This window comes from Paraburkholderia fungorum (assembly GCF_900099835.1).
Lineage (GTDB): Bacteria > Pseudomonadota > Gammaproteobacteria > Burkholderiales > Burkholderiaceae > Paraburkholderia > Paraburkholderia fungorum_A.
In genome coordinates, this window is sequence record NZ_FNKP01000001.1 from 2047922 (window position 1) to 2064331 (window position 16410).

General features: G+C 62.4%; 13 protein-coding genes. 9 read left to right on the forward strand and 4 right to left on the reverse strand.

The annotated features are described in order from the left end of the window. Positions 1-29: 29 nt before the first annotated feature. The 8 genes from BLS41_RS09050 to BLS41_RS09085 all read left to right on the forward strand — a co-directional run bounded on the left by BLS41_RS09050 (position 30) and on the right by BLS41_RS09085 (position 10306). The gene (locus tag BLS41_RS09050) at positions 30-491 is read left to right on the forward strand and encodes an arsenate reductase/protein-tyrosine-phosphatase family protein (protein ID WP_074763992.1); all 462 of its coding nucleotides are present in this window, start codon (positions 30-32) and stop codon (positions 489-491) included. Further along, on the forward strand, positions 485-1726 hold the full coding sequence (locus BLS41_RS09055; protein WP_074763993.1) for a polysaccharide biosynthesis/export family protein: 1242 nt from the start codon (positions 485-487) through the stop codon (positions 1724-1726). Before BLS41_RS09050 ends, BLS41_RS09055 begins: the two co-directional genes overlap by 7 nt. A gap of 158 nt (positions 1727-1884) precedes the next feature. After that, positions 1885-4086, forward strand: coding sequence for a polysaccharide biosynthesis tyrosine autokinase (locus tag BLS41_RS09060; protein ID WP_074763994.1), 2202 nt, complete (start codon positions 1885-1887; stop codon positions 4084-4086). A 61-nt stretch (positions 4087-4147) separates the two neighbouring features. Next, positions 4148-5071, forward strand: a complete 924-nt coding sequence (locus BLS41_RS09065) for a glycosyltransferase family 2 protein (protein WP_074763995.1) — start codon at positions 4148-4150, stop codon at positions 5069-5071. A gap of 139 nt (positions 5072-5210) precedes the next feature. Beyond that, positions 5211-6374: a glycosyltransferase gene (locus BLS41_RS09070; protein ID WP_074763996.1), complete on the forward strand. Its 1164-nt coding sequence runs from the start codon at positions 5211-5213 to the stop codon at positions 6372-6374. A 3-nt stretch (positions 6375-6377) separates the two neighbouring features. Next, complete coding sequence (locus BLS41_RS09075) at positions 6378-7841, forward strand: glucose-6-phosphate isomerase (RefSeq protein ID WP_074763997.1); 1464 nt, start codon at positions 6378-6380, stop codon at positions 7839-7841. Further along, positions 7838-9067 carry a glycosyltransferase family 4 protein gene (locus tag BLS41_RS09080; protein WP_074763998.1) on the forward strand — a complete coding sequence of 410 codons (1230 nt, stop codon included), beginning with the start codon at positions 7838-7840 and terminating at the stop codon, positions 9065-9067. The genes BLS41_RS09075 and BLS41_RS09080 overlap by 4 nt, the downstream gene beginning before the upstream one ends. Positions 9068-9139: 72 nt before the next feature. Then, positions 9140-10306 (forward strand): glycosyltransferase family 4 protein, encoded by a 1167-nt coding sequence (locus BLS41_RS09085; protein ID WP_074763999.1) that lies wholly within the window; start codon positions 9140-9142, stop codon positions 10304-10306. 142 nt (positions 10307-10448) lie between these two features. On the opposite strand, the gene gmd is transcribed toward BLS41_RS09085, so the two are convergent. From gmd to BLS41_RS38300, 4 genes are all read right to left on the reverse strand, one after another. Beyond that, positions 10449-11492: a GDP-mannose 4,6-dehydratase gene (gene gmd, locus BLS41_RS09090; protein ID WP_074764000.1), complete on the reverse strand. Its 1044-nt coding sequence runs from the start codon at positions 11490-11492 to the stop codon at positions 10449-10451. Between the two features lie 138 nt (positions 11493-11630). Next, the gene (locus tag BLS41_RS09095; RefSeq protein WP_074764001.1) at positions 11631-12383 is read right to left on the reverse strand and encodes an SGNH/GDSL hydrolase family protein; all 753 of its coding nucleotides are present in this window, start codon (positions 12381-12383) and stop codon (positions 11631-11633) included. Then, the gene (locus tag BLS41_RS09100) at positions 12380-13489 is read right to left on the reverse strand and encodes an acyltransferase family protein (protein WP_074764002.1); all 1110 of its coding nucleotides are present in this window, start codon (positions 13487-13489) and stop codon (positions 12380-12382) included. The genes BLS41_RS09095 and BLS41_RS09100 overlap by 4 nt, the downstream gene beginning before the upstream one ends. Before the next feature lie 320 nt (positions 13490-13809). Then, entirely contained in the window at positions 13810-14016 is a 207-nt protein-coding gene (locus tag BLS41_RS38300) for a hypothetical protein (RefSeq protein WP_143026236.1), read from the reverse strand. Between the two features lie 133 nt (positions 14017-14149). Here BLS41_RS38300 and BLS41_RS09105 point away from each other — a divergent pair, with 133 nt between their 5' ends. Further along, positions 14150-16351 (forward strand): NHL repeat-containing protein, encoded by a 2202-nt coding sequence (locus tag BLS41_RS09105; protein ID WP_074764003.1) that lies wholly within the window; start codon positions 14150-14152, stop codon positions 16349-16351. Positions 16352-16410: the final 59 nt, after the last annotated feature.

Sequence of the window (16410 nt, forward strand, 5' to 3'; positions counted from 1 at the left end):
CCACCATTCGCCTCACCAGGGAGCCTGCCATGTTCGCCAACGTTCTGATCGTCTGCCACGCCAACGTGTGCCGTTCGCCAGCCGCCGAGATGCTGTTCAAGGCTCGTCAGCGCGCGGCCGCGGAAGCGGGGCGGTCCACAGCGCCGATCGCGTTTCATTCGGCGGGCCTGCGTGCGATGAACGGTCACGGCATGGACCCGGTGATGCAACGCCTGCTCGCCGAGAAAGGCGTCGCCTCCGGCATTCACTACTCGCGGCGTCTCGACCGGCAACTCGTGCGTTCCGCCGATCTCGTGCTCGTCACCGAGCGTGCACAGGTGAGCCACGTCGAAGCGCTCGATCCGGCCTCACGCGGCAAGGTCTTTCCGCTCGGCAAATGGGAAGACGATTCCGATGTCGCCGATCCATACGGTGGCGAGGAAACCGCTTACAGGGAGAGTCTCGTGCTCATCGAACATCTGGTCATGGGATGGCTGAAAAAAATATGCTGATGAAAAAACTCATTGCAAACTCATTCGCGAATCGCGATTCGAAACCCGGTTCGCCGGTTCATTCGACCGTCGGATCGAAACTCGCCGCTACGCTTTTGCTGACGTCCTTTCTGTCGGCCTGCGCCACCGCACCGGGTAATTACCTCGACACGTCGCGTCTGCAGGACGATGGGCACGCGCCCACCGAGACCTACCCCGTTCATCTGATCGACGCGAATCTGATCGTTGCGCAGGCGCAAGCCGCTGCGTCGAAAACGCAGGTGCTGCCGACCTCGGCCATCAGCGATCCTTCGCAATACCAGTACAAGCTCTCACCGCAGGACATTCTCGGCATCACCGTGTGGGATCACCCGGAGTTGACGACGCCGCAGGGCAGCACGCTGTCGTCGGGCGGCAATACCACGCAGTCGATCGGCGGCGCTCTGCAGCAGCCGTACACGGCTGCGCTGCCCGGTCAGGCCGATCCGTACGGTCAAACCATTTCCTCCGACGGCACGATCTTTTTCCCGTTCGTCGGCCGGATTATGGCTGCCGGAAAAACCACCAGCGAGTTGCGCGAGCAACTCTCGCGCGGCCTCGTGCGCTATATCCGCAACCCGCAGGTCGACGTGCGCGTGCTGTCGTATCGTGGGCAAAAAATACAGGTGACCGGCGAAGTGAAGACGCCCGGTCCGCTCGCCATCAGCGACGTGCCGCTCACACTGGTCGACGCGATCACGCGTTCGGGCGGCACGAATTCGGACGCCGACATCCAGCGTGTGCGTCTTACGCGTAACAACAAGCTCTATGTGCTCGACGCCGACCGCATGCTCGATCGCGGCGACACCACGCAGAACGTGATGCTGCAAAACGGCGACGTGATCAACGTGCCGGACCGTACCGACAGCCGCATCTTCGTGATGGGTGAAGTGAAGACGCCGATCCAGTTGCCGATCATTCGCGGCCGCATGACGATTGCCGATGCGCTCACGCAAGGCGGCGGCATTCTCGACACCGACGCCAATCCGCGTCAGATCTTCGTGATGCGCGGCATGAAGGACCATCCGACCACGCCGGAAGTGTTCCGCCTCGATATGACGCAGCCGGACTCGATCATGCTGTCGTCGCAGTTCCAGTTGCAGCCGCTCGACGTCGTGTATGTCGGCACCGCCGCTTCGACCACGTTCAACCGTGTGTTGCAGCAGGTTCTGCCGAGCGTGCAGACGCTGTTCTATCTGAAACAACTGACGCGCTGAACGTCTGAGCCGTAGACAGGCCCGCATTGCATCGCTCGTCGAGGATGCGATGCGGGACCGAAGCAAACGCCGAGGCCCACCGCTGACGCACAACGCTGAAGCAGAAGCTTAAGCAACCGATACGGGATCGAATTGTGAGCAATCAAATCTCTCCACACATGGCTGCCGGTCCGATCAAGACCGAAGAAGAAGACATTGTCCTCGGACAACTGGTGCAGGTGATCATCGACGACATCTGGTGGTTGCTGGCCATTGCCGGGGTGATCGTCGCGCTGGCGGCGGCGTACTGCTACCTCGCCAAGCCGACGTATTCGGCTGACGCGCACGTGCGTGTCGAACAGTCCGACAACACGTCGCAGGCGCTCACGCAGACGCAAACGGGCGCCGCGATCAGCAGCGGTTCGACCTCGTTGCCGACCGACGCCGAAATTGAAATCATCAAGAGCCGGGGCGTGGTTGGACCTGTCGTGCAGCAGTTGAAGCTGAACTTCAGCGTCACGCCGAAGACCTTCCCGCTGCTCGGCAGCATCGCAGCGCGGATGGCGACACCGGGTCAACCTGCGCGTCCGTGGCTCGGGCTCAAGTCGTATGCGTGGGGCGGCGAAATCGTCGACCTCGATTCGATCGACGTGATCCCGGCACTCGAAGGCCAGAAGCTCACGCTAAAAGTGATCGACGACCAGCACTACGAATTGCGCGCGGAGAACGGCGCGTTGCTGCTGACCGGCCAGGTCGGCCAGCAGGTGCAGGGCGGCGGCGTCACGATGCTGATCAACAAACTGGTCGCGCGCCCGGGTCAGGAATTCACGGTGATGCGCGCGAACGACCTCGACGCGATCACCGCGTTCCAGTCGGCGATTACCGTGCAGGAGCAGGGCAAGCAGACCGGTGTGATCCAGATTTCGCTGGAAGACAAGAACCCCGAACACGCGGCGCTGGTTGCCAATGCGCTTGCGCAGTCGTATGTGCGCCAGCACGTCGAAAGCAAGCAGGAAGACGCGATCAAGATGCTCGCGTTCCTGAAGAGCGAGGAGCCGCGCCTGAAGTCCGACCTCGAACGCGCCGAAGCCGCATTGACCGCGTATCAGCGTCAGTCGGGTTCGATCAATGCGAGCGACGAGGCGAAGGTGTACCTCGAAGGCAGCATGCAGTACGAGCAGCAGATTGCCGGCTTGCGTCTGCAGATGGCGCAGTTGACCGAACGCTATGGCGACGACCATCCGACGCTGGTTGCCGCGCGCCAGCAGATGGCCGAGTTGCAGGCCCAACGCACGAAATACGCGGACCGTTTCCGCGATCTGCCCGCGACCGAAGTCAAAGCCGTGCAACTGCAACGTGACGCGAAAGTGGCCGAAGACATCTACGTGCTGTTGCTGAACCGCGTGCAGGAGTTGTCGGTGCAGAAGGCGGGCACGGGCGGCAACGTGCATATCGTCGATGTCGCGCTGCGTCCGGGCGCACCGGTCAAGCCGAAGAAGATGCTGATCCTGTCGGCGGCGGTGATTCTCGGGCTGATCGCCGGAACCGGCTTCGTGTTCCTGCGCCGCAATATGTTCAAGGGCATCGACGACCCGGATCACATCGAGCGCGCATTCCATCTGCCGGTGTTCGGTCTGGTGCCGCAAAGCGCGGAACAGGCACTTCTCGAAAGCGGTTTTGAGCGCGGCGGTGACCGTCTGCGTTCGGTGCTCGCCAGCGCGCGACCGAAGGACGTGACGATCGAAAGTCTGCGCAGCCTGCGTACGTCGATGCAGTTCACGATGATGGACGCGCGCAATCGCATCGTCATGCTGACGGGCCCGATGGCCGGTGTCGGCAAGAGCTTCCTGACGGCGAACCTCGCCGTGCTGCTCGCGAATTCCGGCAAGCGGGTGTTGCTGATCGACGGCGATATGCGGCGCGGCGTGCTCGAACGCTACATGGGCGGGGCGCAGGATATCGGCCTGTCCGAGTTGCTGAGCGGCCAGATCTCGCTCGAAGAAGCGATCCGCAGCACGAGCGTGGAAGGGCTGAGCTTCGTTTCCTGCGGCCGCCGTCCGCCGAACCCGTCGGAGCTGCTGATGTCGCCGCGTCTGCCGCAATACCTCGACGGCCTCGCGAAACGCTACGACGTGATCCTGATCGACACGCCGCCTGTGCTGGCCGTGACCGACGCGTCGATCATCGGCGCCTATGCCGGCTCGACGTTCTTCGTGATGCGCTCGGGCATGCACAGCGAAGGCGAAATCGGCGACGCGCTCAAGCGTCTGCGTGCCGCAGGCGTGCATGTGCAGGGCGGCATTTTCAACGGCATGCCGGCACGCACGCGTGGCGGTTATGACCGTGGTTATGCAGCGGTTCAGGAATACCTGAGCACCTGATGAAGCACCTGGGCGCCCGCGCCCAGCACCCAGCGCAACGACGATAAAAAAGGACATCACGATGAAAGTGACGGTACTGGTTCCAACTTACCGCCGCCCGGCCGATCTGGCGCGCTGCCTCGCGGCGCTGCAACGGCAGTCGCGCGCGCCGGACGAAGTGGTGGTGGTCGCCCGCGCCGACGACGATGCAACGCATACGTGTCTGCGCGATCCGGCGGTGACGGGCAAGCTGCCGCTGTCGGTGGCGCTGGTCGACGTGCCGGGTCAGGTCGCGGCGCTCAATCGCGGGCTGGACGCGGCCACCGGCGACGTCATCGCAATTACCGACGACGACGCCGCACCGCACGTCGACTGGGTCGGCCGCATTGCCGGCGCGTTCGAAAACGACGCGCGTCTGGGCGCCTTGGGCGGGCGCGACTGGGTCCACGAAAAAGGCCGCGTGCTGGATGGCGAGCGGCCGCTGGTCGGCAAGGTGACCGCGCACGGCAAGATCATCGGCAATCATCATCTGGGCGTGGGCGGCGCACGCGAAGTCGACATCCTGAAGGGCGCCAACATGAGCTACCGGCGCGACGCGGTGCGCAACATCCGTTTCGACGCGCGTTTGCGCGGCGCGGGCGCACAGGTTCACAACGACATGGCGTTCAGCCTCGCCGTGAAAAACGCCGGCTGGAAGTTGATGTACGACCCGCGCGTGGCCGTCGATCATTTCCCCGCCGAGCGTTTCGACGACGATCGCCGCGACGCGCAAACCATGAACGCATTGCGCAACGCCGCGTTCAATTTCCATCTGATCCTGCGCGACCAGTTGCCGCCGCTGCGCCGCGAAACCGCGTGGTGGTGGTGGACGCTGGTCGGCACGCGCGTGTATCCGGGGCTCACGCATGCGGCGCTCGGGCTGCTGTCGAAGCAGGCGGCGCTGAAGCTGTCGCGCTGGCGGGCGGTGCGCACGGGCGCGCATGAAGCGCGCCGGGCGCTGTCCTGACGCGCATGAGACCGGCTAACGCGATAGCAATGCCTATCACGCCCCCTACGCCCACGACGTCCCCGACGTTCGCGCATCGGCACACGGCCCGCCCCAAGGCCGCCGATGCCCCTTTCCACCGGCAGAGCGGAGTGTCTGCATGAGTACGAAAGTTCACGTTCACCTGTTTTACGGCGCCGACCCGCGCTATTACCGGCCCGGCGACGACATCGGCTGCCTGTACGGCTATCACCACGCGCAGTCCGACGCGTTCGCGCTGACCTATTCGCAGGACGCCCGCGAGAGCAAGCCGGTGCGGTTGATCCGCCGCGGCCTGAAGGCGATGCTCGGATTCGACATCATCCATACGTGGCGCAACCGCGCCGAGATGCTGCGCTCGGACGTGATCTGGACGCATACGGAACAGGAGTGGCTTTCTGCCGCGTTAATGCTGCTTCTGAGCGGCCGGAAGGCCGGGGCAGGGGCAAGCCCACTGCTGCTCGCGCAAAGCGTGTGGCTGCTCGATAAGTGGCCTTCCTATGGAATCGTGCGTAGCTGGCTGTATCGCAAGCTGATGACCCGCGCCGATCAGCTGACCACGCTCGCCAGCGAGAACGCCGAACTGTGCCAGCAATATTTCAACCGCGACGCCAAGCCGCTGCTCTACGGGCTGAACACGCAGGACTTCCCGGTCAAGTCGCCGTCGGAGTGGAAGCCGCACTCGCCGATCCGCATCGCCGCAATCGGCAACGACCGCGACCGCGATTGGGAGACGCTGATCAAGGCGTTTGGCAACGATCCGCGTTATACGGTCAAGCTGGCGACGCGGCGGCGGATTCCGTCGTCGCTGCGTGCACCGAATGTCGAGATCGCGCTGTTCTCGGGCATCAAGAAGCAACATGAGCTTTACGACTGGGCCGACGTGATCGTCGTACCGCTGCGGCCGAACACGCACGCGTCGGGCATCACCGTGATGCTGGAAGCGGCGGCGGTCGGCAAGCCGATGGTGGTGACGAATGTCGGCGCATTGCAGGATTATTTTCCGTCCGATGAAGCGGCTTATATCCCGCCGTTCAATCCGCCGGCCTTGCGCGATGCGGTCGATCAGCTCGCGGCGTCGCCCGCCGAAGCGCTGCGCCAGGCGCAAGCCGCCGCAGCAGGTCTGCTCGCGCGCGATCTGACCACGCAGCACTACGCGATGCAGCACGTGCGCATCACGCAGGAGATGCTGCGCGCGCGAGCCCGGACCCAGCCTGAAGGGCAAGCCCAGCAGCATGCCCCGGCGCAACGTGCCGCCACGCGCGAATCGCGCGGAGGACTCTGAACGATGTCGACGATTCCGCGAGCCGAAGCCGCTGTCGCTGTGCGTGCCGCGTCCGGCGGTGCGCAGGAATGGCTGCCGCCGCTGTTGCTGTGGCTGATCACGGCGGTGCTGATCATCGCGCATCAGGGCACCGTGCTCACGCTCGCGTTTCCGGTGCTCGCGATCCTGACAGGCCTGTGGCTGTATTTCAAAAGCCCGGCACGCTACATCGGTTTCATGTGGTGGCTGTGGTTCCTGAGCCCGGAAGTGCGGCGTCTGGCCGACTGGTCGAAAGGCTCGTTCACGCCAACCAGTCTGATCCAGGTCGCGCCGCTCGCGGTCACGATGATCAGCGCGCTGTCGCTGCTGCGCTATTACCGCCTGCTTGCGCAACGGCGCGGTCTGCCCGTGCTGCTGATTCTGCTCGGCCTGATCTACGCGTTCATGATCGGCGTGATGTCGAGCGGGCCCCTCGCGGCCACTTATGACCTCGCGAACTGGCTCTATCCGATCCTGATCGGCTTTCACATCATGGCGAATACGCGGCAGTATCCGCAGTATCGCGACACCATCGTCAACACGTTCATCTGGGGCATGCTGGTGATGGGCGGCTACGGGCTGATCCAGTTCTTCATCATGCCGCCGTGGGACGCGTTGTGGATGCTCGGCTCGCAGATGAACTCGCAAGGCGATCCGGTGCCGATGGGCGTGCGCGTGTTCAGCACGATGAATTCGTCGGGACCATTCGCGTTCGCGATGATGGGCGCGATGGTGTTCGTGATGGCGGCCACGCATCGCGTACGGTGGATCGCCGCGGCGCTCGGCTTCTTCTCGTTCGCACTGAGCCTCGTGCGCTCGACGTGGGGCGGCTGGGTCATCGCGCTGCTGATCCAGCTCGTCAAATCCAACAACAAGGTCCGCGTGCGGATCGTCGCCAGTGCGGTGCTGCTCGCCGGATTGTGCGTGCCGCTGCTTGCGGTCGGCCCGGTCGCCGAACGGATGCAGGCGCGTCTGTCCACCATCGTCAACCTGAACGACGATCAGAGCTACGCGGCGCGCAACGAGTTCTACGCGACCTTCGCGAAAACCGCCTTTACCGACGTATCCGGCGAAGGCATGGGCGCGACCGGCACCTCAACGAAGCTCTCGAACGACGGCGGCCAGCTCGGCCAGTACGGCAACTTCGACAGCGGCGTGATGAACATCCCGTTCGTGCTCGGCTGGCCCGGCACGTTGCTCTACATGTCCGGGATCATCTGGCTCGTGACGCGTGCGGTGCTCGCGTCGTTCAAGCTGCGCGACGACAAGTTCGTCTCAGCGTGCCTGAGCCTGAGCCTCGCGACGTTCGCGATGCTGGTGTTCACCAACTCGCTGGTGGGCACCGGCGGACTGCTGCTTTTCATGAGTGTTTTTTCGATTCTTTCCGCGGTTCATTACGAAAAGATGAACCGCCGACGCACGCTATTTCTCCACGGAGGCACTGATTGAGAGTCGCCATTGTCACGCACGTTGTGCGCCATAACGACGGCCAGGGGCGCGTCAACCACGAGATCGCGCGCGCGGCCCTCGACGAGAACATCGGCGTCACGCTGATCGCCTCGCATGTCGCGCCGGAATTGCTCGCTCATCCGAATGTCCGCTGGGTGCCGGTGAAAATCGGCCGCTGGTGGCCCACCAATCTGCTGCGCCAGCAGGTCTTCGCATTGAAGAGCGCGCTGTGGCTGCGCGCCCATCGCCGCGAATTCGACGTGCTGCACGTGAACGGCTTCATCACGTGGATGCCCGCCGATGTCAACACGTCGCACTTCGTGCATAGCGGCTGGTTCGGCAGCAAGTACTACCCGTTCGGTCTCACGAAGGGCGTGTGGTCCGCGTATCAGTCGGTCTATACGCGTTGCAATGCGTTGCTCGAAGGCTGGGCATACCGTCGCTCGAAGGTGATTACCGCGGTGTCGCAAAAGGTCGCCGACGAGATTCGTGCCATCGGGCTCACGCCGGACAACCGCGTCGATGTGATTTACAACGGCGTCGATACGCAGGGATTCGCGGCGGCCACCGGCAATCGCGAGAAATTCAATTTGCCGAAGGACGCGTTTCTGCTGCTGTTCGTCGGCGATCTGCGCACGCCGCGCAAGAACCTCGGCACGGTGCTGGCCGCGCTGAAGCATCTGCCCGAGCACGTGCAGATCGCAGTGGCCGGTTATCTGCCGGGGAGTCCGTATCCAGAACAGGCAAAGGCGTTGGGCATCGCGCATCGCGTGCATTTTCTCGGGCTCGTGAAAGAGATGCCGGTGCTGATGCATTCGGTCGATGCCTTCGTGTTTCCGTCGCGTTATGAAGCGATGAGTCTGTCGCTGCTCGAAGCGATGGCGGCAGGGCTGCCGGTGGTCACGGCACGCACGGCGGGCGGCGCCGAAATCATCACGCCCGATTGCGGGATCGTGCTCGACGATCCGGACGATCCGAAGGCGCTGGCCGGCGCGGTCGCCCGTCTCGCGGACAACGACGACGCGCGGCGCGCGATGGGCATCGCCGCCAACCAGCTCGCCACCGGTTTCGGCTGGGCGCGGATGGCCGAGCAGTACATCGCGCTTTACCGGCAGTTGGCGGGGCAGCAGAAAAACCGCCTGCGTAGCGAGGCGGAAGCGTCGGCGGTTGCAAAGACCGACGCATTGACGCTGAACACGCTGGCCGGACAGAAGAGCGCCGACTGACAGCGCCGCCTTTTATACAGCTTGTTCAGTGCTTGATCCACACAACTCTCAGAACGCACAGGGGCAATAACCATGACGACTAGCTCAATCAAATCGCTGCAGATCGGGATGCACTGGTTTCCCGAGCGCGCAGGCGGCCTCGACCGCATGTACTACTCGCTGGTCGGTGCGCTGCCGGGCGCGGGCGTCGCAGTGCGCGGCGTGGTCGCGGGTTCGCCGAAAGTCGCGGCCGATACCGGCGGCGCAATCAACGGCTTCGGTTCGGCCGCGCAATCGCTGCCGTTACGTTTGATGGCGGCACGCCGCGCGCTGCGCCAGGAAATCAGCACGTCGCGTCCCGACGTGATTTCGTCGCACTTCGCGCTGTACACGTTTCCAGGTCTCGACGTGACGCGCGGCATTCCGCAGGTCTCGCATTTTCAGGGACCGTGGGCTGACGAGAGCCATGTCGAAGGCGCGGATTCGCTCGGCCAGCGCGCGAAGCGTTATCTGGAGCAATCGGTGTATGCACGTTCTTCGCGGCTGATCGTGTTGTCGGAAGCGTTCGGCAAGATTCTGACTTCGCGCTATCGCATTGCACCGGACCGCGTCCGCGTGGTGCCGGGTTGCGTCGACGTCGAGCAGTTCAATCTGCCGATCACGCCTGCTGAAGCGCGTCTGAAGCTACAGTTGCCGCAAGACCGGCCGATCGTGCTGGCGGTGCGGCGGCTGGTGCGCCGCATGGGTCTGGAAGACCTGATCGACGCGGTGAAGCTGCTCAAGCACACCGCGCCCGATGTGCTGCTGCTGATCGCGGGTAAAGGGCGGCTCGAGGGCGAGCTTCAGGCGCGCATCACCGAAGCGGGTCTCGAAGACAACGTGAAGTTGCTCGGCTTCGTGCCCGACCAGCATCTGGCGGCCCTGTATCGCGCGGCGAATATTAGCGTCGTGCCGACGGTCGCGCTCGAGGGCTTCGGTCTGATTACCGTCGAATCGCTGGCGTCGGGCACGCCGGTGCTGGTCACGCCAGTGGGCGGTTTGCCGGAAGCGGTGGCGGGTTTGTCACCGAATCTGGTGCTGCCGGAGACGGGCGCGAAGGCGATTGCGGATGGGCTGGCGGGCGCGCTGAGCGGCAAGCTCAAGTTGCCGGACGCCGAAGCATGCCGCCGCTATGCGCGTGAGAACTTCGATAATTCGGTGATCGCGAAGCGGGTTGCGTCGGTGTATAGCGAGGCGATTCGCGCGGGTGAGATGCATTAAAACCAATGACGTGCTGCGGAGTGATGCAGCACGCCTTCAGCAAATATTCATCGAATAAAAAAATGGCCCGATCGTAATTCGATTCGGGCCATTTCTTTTGCGGCCACCTGCGTGGCCGCTCGCGTGATCTTGCTACTCGGAATCAGAACGTCTCGTGATGCTCGTTACGGCCGATATCCGCATGAACCATCATGTGGCAAAGCTGTTCCAGCGTGGTTTGCGGTTGCCAGCCGAGCGTGTCACGCGCTTTATCCGCGCAGCCGATCAGCAATTCGACTTCAGCGGGACGATAGAACTTCGGATTCACGCGCACCAGCGTCTTGCCGGTCGCCACGTCGATACCGGTTTCGCGTTCTTCCTTGCCCGACCATTCGATCTGATAACCCGCCGCGGCAAATGCCATGCGCACGAAATCGCGGACCGTTTCGGTGCGGCCGGTGGCGAGCACAAAGGTGTCCGGCTGATCGGCCTGCAGCATGCGCCACATGCCTTCCACGTATTCGAGCGCAAAGCCCCAGTCGCGCTTCGCGCTCAGGTTGCCGAGTTCGAGCGAGTCCTGCTTGCCGAGCTTGATCTTCGCGACCGTGTCGGTGATCTTGCGCGTGACGAATTCGCGGCCACGTAGCGGCGATTCGTGATTGAACAGAATCCCGCTGCTCGCAAACAGGTTGTACGACTCGCGATAGTTGATGGTCGACCAGTGCGCGAACAGCTTGGCGACACCATACGGGCTGCGCGGATAGAAGGGCGTCTCTTCGCGTTGCGGCACCGCTTGCACCAGACCAAACATTTCCGATGTCGATGCCTGATAGAAACGCGTTTTAGGGCTCAGAATGCGCAGCCCTTCAAGCAGATTCAGTGCGCCGATCCCGGTCACTTCGGCGGTGGTCACCGGCTGATCGAACGACACACCGACGAAGCTCTGTGCGGCAAGGTTGTACAGCTCGTCGGCCTGGGTGTTCTCGAGCAGTCGCAGCGTGGAACCGAGGTCGGTCAGATCGTGTTCGACCAGACGCAGATTCGGATGATCGACCACGCCAAGCTCACGCATGCGCCAGAAATTGACGGAACTGGTGCGCCGGTAAGTGCCGGTGACGTGATAGCCCTTTTCGAGCAGCAGTTTGGTCAGATAGGCGCCGTCCTGCCCGGATACGCCGGTAATGATCGCTTTGCGTGGTTGGCTCATAGCTTGCCTTCAATATTGGTTAATTAAAAAAATATTCACGCCGTACTGCCTGGCGCATTTCATCGGCACACCCGGAAGCGCATTTCAGAAGCGCGTTCAGCCAACTTTCGCTTCACTCACCGCGCTTGAAAAAGAGCTTCAGGGCGCACCGTCCAGCAGTCGCCGCACCAGCGGTTCGACGACCTCAAAATCCTGTTCCGCTTTCAACCGGTACAAACCCGGCTTCGGATGCGCGCCGTCGGACATCAGCGTTTTCCAGTCCGGCAGGCTGCTCACATAAGCGAACTGATCGACCAGCGGTACTTGCTGCTCGATGGCCACGCGCCGTGTCATCGCGACCATCGCGGCGAGCCGTGCGTTGAGCCGGTTATCGGGCATCGGATTCGATGTCTGCAAAACCGGCTGTTTGCCCAGCGCGAGAGCGGTTTTTACGAGCGACGTTTGCGTTGCGTAAAACTGCTCAGGCGTCTGGTTCTGCATGACTTCGTTAATGCCGTAATTGATCAATACGATTTGCGCCGGCGATGCCGCGAGACGCTGCGGCCAGGGCAAGCCCGCTGTCGGCCCCGCACGCCGGTTGCCCGTGCCGTCGCGCAACTGCGTGGCCGTCGTGCCGCCCACACCGTCATTCGTGACGCGTACCTGAGCGCCGTGACGTGCCTGCAATTCATCCTGCAGATACGACACGGCGTTTTGCGACTGCGGGCCGCAATGTCCGTTGCTGCAGGTAATGCCGAGCGTGGTCGAATCGCCATACGCTTCGATCAGCACCTGCTTTGACGGTTTTTGCGCGGTATCCGCATGGGCGGCGAGCGTGGTGAGCGCCGACGCCGCCATGCAGATGCTTGCCGTCAACGTCGTCAACCCCGCCAGCCATTTTCGCCGCCTCATGCGCGGCTTTGCGGCGTTTGGCGCGCAACGCTTGCGGTGGCGACGCTTTCACTGGCAGCCCCATGCATGCGCGCCTGCGCTTTCTTCTGCGCCGAGCCGAAAATCAGGCGCTTTTCAAACGCGAACCACGTGATGGTTGCGTACAGCAGCGTGATCGCAAGCGCGAGCGCGGCGGTCGCATAGCGGTTCATATGCAGCGGCCACAGCATGTACAGCACGCTCAGGTGAATCAGATAAATCGTGTAGCTGATCGTGCCGATATAGACCAGCACCGGATTGCACAGCAGCCGTTTGACGATGCCCTTGCTTTGCAGGGCGATGACCACGACTGAAGTACAAAGCACCAACGAAACGCTGTAGAGACCCGCGTTCGACAGCGGCGTATTAGCTGCGCGAAAACGCGGGTAGTGCAGATGCAGCCACGCGAGCACGGCCAGCGCAGCGAAAAATCCGAGCACCGCGAGCCCTTTGAACGGCTCGAGTGCATTGCGATCGCGTCGCACCGCCACCGCCAGCAACGCACCCGCCGCTAGCAGATCCATGCGGAACGGCGTGAGGTAATAGATCGGCCAGAACGAATCGAACCATGGCGTAGCGACTGCGCGCAGCACCGGCACCAGCACGATCAGTGCGGCGGCGACGTAGCCGAGCACGCGCTCGGGCACCAGCAGGATCACGAACGGCCAGAAGATATAAAACTGTTCTTCGACGGCTAGTGACCACAGCACGTTCAGGCTGTCGTGGCCGCTCTGATTCAGCGCATCGCCGATATTCGTCGCGAAAAACGTGTACCAGTACCAGTGTTGCGCCCAGCCGAGGCCGAACAGAATCGACGACACCACCATCAGCAGCACATACGGCGGCAGGATGCGCCGTGCGCGGCGTGCGTAGAAGTAGCCGAAATACGATTGTTCGCGAGCCTTGCGTTCGAGCAGGATGCCGCTGATCAGAAAGCCGCTCAAAACAAAAAACAGATCGACACCCATCCACAGCGGCGCTTTCAATGCGTGCTGCGCGAATACCGCGAGCACGGCGATGGCGCGCAGGCCGTCGAGTTGCACGATGCGCGAGTGGGTGGGCGCGAGGGGCAGTGCGCTAGCAGTCATGAACCGTCCATGGTGTAAAGCGGATGGGCCGGACGAGAGACCGCGCGAGTTCCCGGCATGGCGGGGAGCAGGCGCGCTCATTTCGCGTCGCAACAGAAGTGCAATCGATTCTAGGGAAAATAAAATCGCGAAAAAACGGGAATGAATTGGATAAATGAATCAGATTGCAACAGGGTGTTTCGTTATCCATTCAAAACGAATTTATATGCTTGCGCGAAGCCGATGTTGCAGTGCGTAATAAGTTCTCGGATAGCGCGCCCAGATCGGTAAAGATGGGTTAAAACCGCCGCAGGACGATGCGATCCGCAATGCATTTCGTTTTATTCGATTTTTAAATCGATTTCTTTCACGTTGCCTGAAGCGCCGAATATTTTTGAATTATTTTCGATTTTCGTCGCGGTGTTTTTTCCGCGTAATGTGAGCCGTGCGCAAGGACGGCGATGGATGGCGCGTGGGCCGCATCTGGCGGCGTTGATGCCGGCTTCTTTCGCGCTGCATTGATGTGCTGTTGAAGCGCTGTTTTGCATACGTACCGTCCTGCACGAATCGGCCACACGTTCTTGCGTGGTCTCTGACGGATCGACCCGTCACATCACTGGATTTTTTAACCGCGCGGGCCTGGGCCCGACGCGCGACATGTCGTTGACTGGAGAACTTACTTTGCCCCGTTTCACGTTAAAGAGCTGGCTAGGAGTGCTCGCGTGTGCCACAGGACTGGCGGCCGTATCAGTCAGCTTCACGGCTCGCGCGGAGACGGCTTTGAACGCGAAGACGTCGTGGATCGGCAATACGTTCGGTTTCGGCGACGGCACGTGGGCGCAGATCAACATCACCGCGATTGCGGTCGCGCCTGACGGCAAGGTCTACACGAACGCACCGTGGGACGAAAGCGGCGCCGAGGCCAGCGTGTATCAGAACGGCAAGATGCTCGGCTTCGCGGGCGGCACGCATGGGTGGGGCAACGCCGGCGGCAGCGCGATCGCAGTGAATCGCAAGTACGCGTTCGTGGCGATTGCGGTCGGCAACGAAAAAGGCCGACTGGTGCAACAGGGCGTATGGCCGGAAAAGGGCAAACAGTGGTTCGGTATTTCGCGGCGGGACATCGCCGATATGAAACGCGCCGCGCCATTCCAGCCGGCGGCCGCGAAGGCCGATCCGCATGCGCAACTGGCGGCCGCGTTCCTGATGATGAACGAAGTGCCAACCGGTACGAGCGCGGAAATCGGCGGCCTCGCGGCGAACGACACCACGTTATTCGCGGCCAATACCGCACACGATCAGATCGACGTGTACGACGCCGAATCGATGCAGCAGAAAGGCAAATGGAACGTGCATGAGCCTGGTCGCATCGCGCTGGCGCCGGATGGCACGTTGTGGGTGCTGAGCGGCACGCTCACCGATCGCTCGCCGAAGGTCGAGCATTACACGGCTGCGGGCAAACGCATCGACGAAAACTTCACGCTGCCGTCAGATACGGTGGCCGTCGACATTGCCGTGGACGCACAAGGCCGCGTGCTGATCGCCGATAACGGCCCACGTCAGCAGGTTTTGTTCTTTGCGAAGGGCAGCGGCGGTTACAAGGCGTCGGGTTCGTTAGGCGAGCGCGGCGGCATTTTCAGCGGCGTTGCAGGCAAGCCTGGACCGCAGCGTTTCAACGGACTGACCGGCGTCGGCGTCGATGCGCGCGGCAACGTCTATGTATCGACCAATGGCATTGGTCCGCGTTACGACCCGATCGGTGCGGGCCTCGGCGCGACACTCGAAAGCTATGCGCCGGACGGCAAGCAGAACTGGCAGGTGCAGGGGCTGCTCTTCGTCGATGGAGCGTGGATCGATCCGTCGCGGCCCGACAGCGTTTATACCGGCAACAAGCGCTTCGAACTCGATCTGTCGAAGCCGGCGGGACAGGACTGGAAATATGCAGGCTTTCTGTCGAATCGCTTCAAATATCCGGACGACCCGGTCTTTCATACCGATCAATATCCAGGCCTGCCGATCGCCCGCAAGCTCAAGGGCCGCACGTTCCTGTATCTGACGGACATGTACGCGGATCACCTGAAGATCTACCGCTTCGATCCGCAGCACGACGGCGAGACCGCGATTCCCTCCGGCTTTATCGCCGGACGCGAGCGCGCGGTCGCGAAGGTGCCGAATGCGCCTCCGGGCGGCGACTGGATCTGGCGCGATGCCAACGGCGACGGCAAGTTCGATACCGACGAATTCACACTCAACACCAGCGGCACGAAACTCGCGGGCGGCTGGGGCTGGTGGGTCGACACCGCCGGCGACATCTGGCGCACGCGCGATAACAAGGGCATCTATCGCTTCCGTTTCGGCGGACTCGACGCGAAGGGCAACCCGGTCTATTTGTATTCGAACATGACGCAGTACCCAGTGCCGCAGCCGTTCAACGAACTTCACCGCGCGATCTACGAACCCGAGACCGACACGATGTACGTCACCGGCTACACGCCGGAGATGCCGTTCGATCGCGGCTTCTGGAAAGAAGTGGGCCGCGTGCTGGTGCGTTACGACAAATGGTCGAGCGGCAACCCGGTGCAGCGCTACTCGATCACGTTGCCGTGGCAAACGCAGAGCAAACCCATCGCGACGATCATCGGCCTGACGGTCGAAGGTCAATACATTTTCGGCGTCGAACCGGTCGGCGCGGTGCATGTGTGGGACAAGGACAGCGGCCGCGAACTCGGTGTGATCCGGCCAGGCGCCGAAGTGGGACGCGCGTCCGGCTGGGTCGACGTGCCCAACGGTATCAGCGCGGCCAAACGCAGCAATGGCGAGTACCTCGTGTTCGTCGAAGAAGACGCGCGCGGGAAAGTGATGATGTACCGCTGGAAACCGTGAAGCACATGCACAAGCATCTGCACATGCTCCGGCAAGGCGAACGCAAACGTAGTCAACCC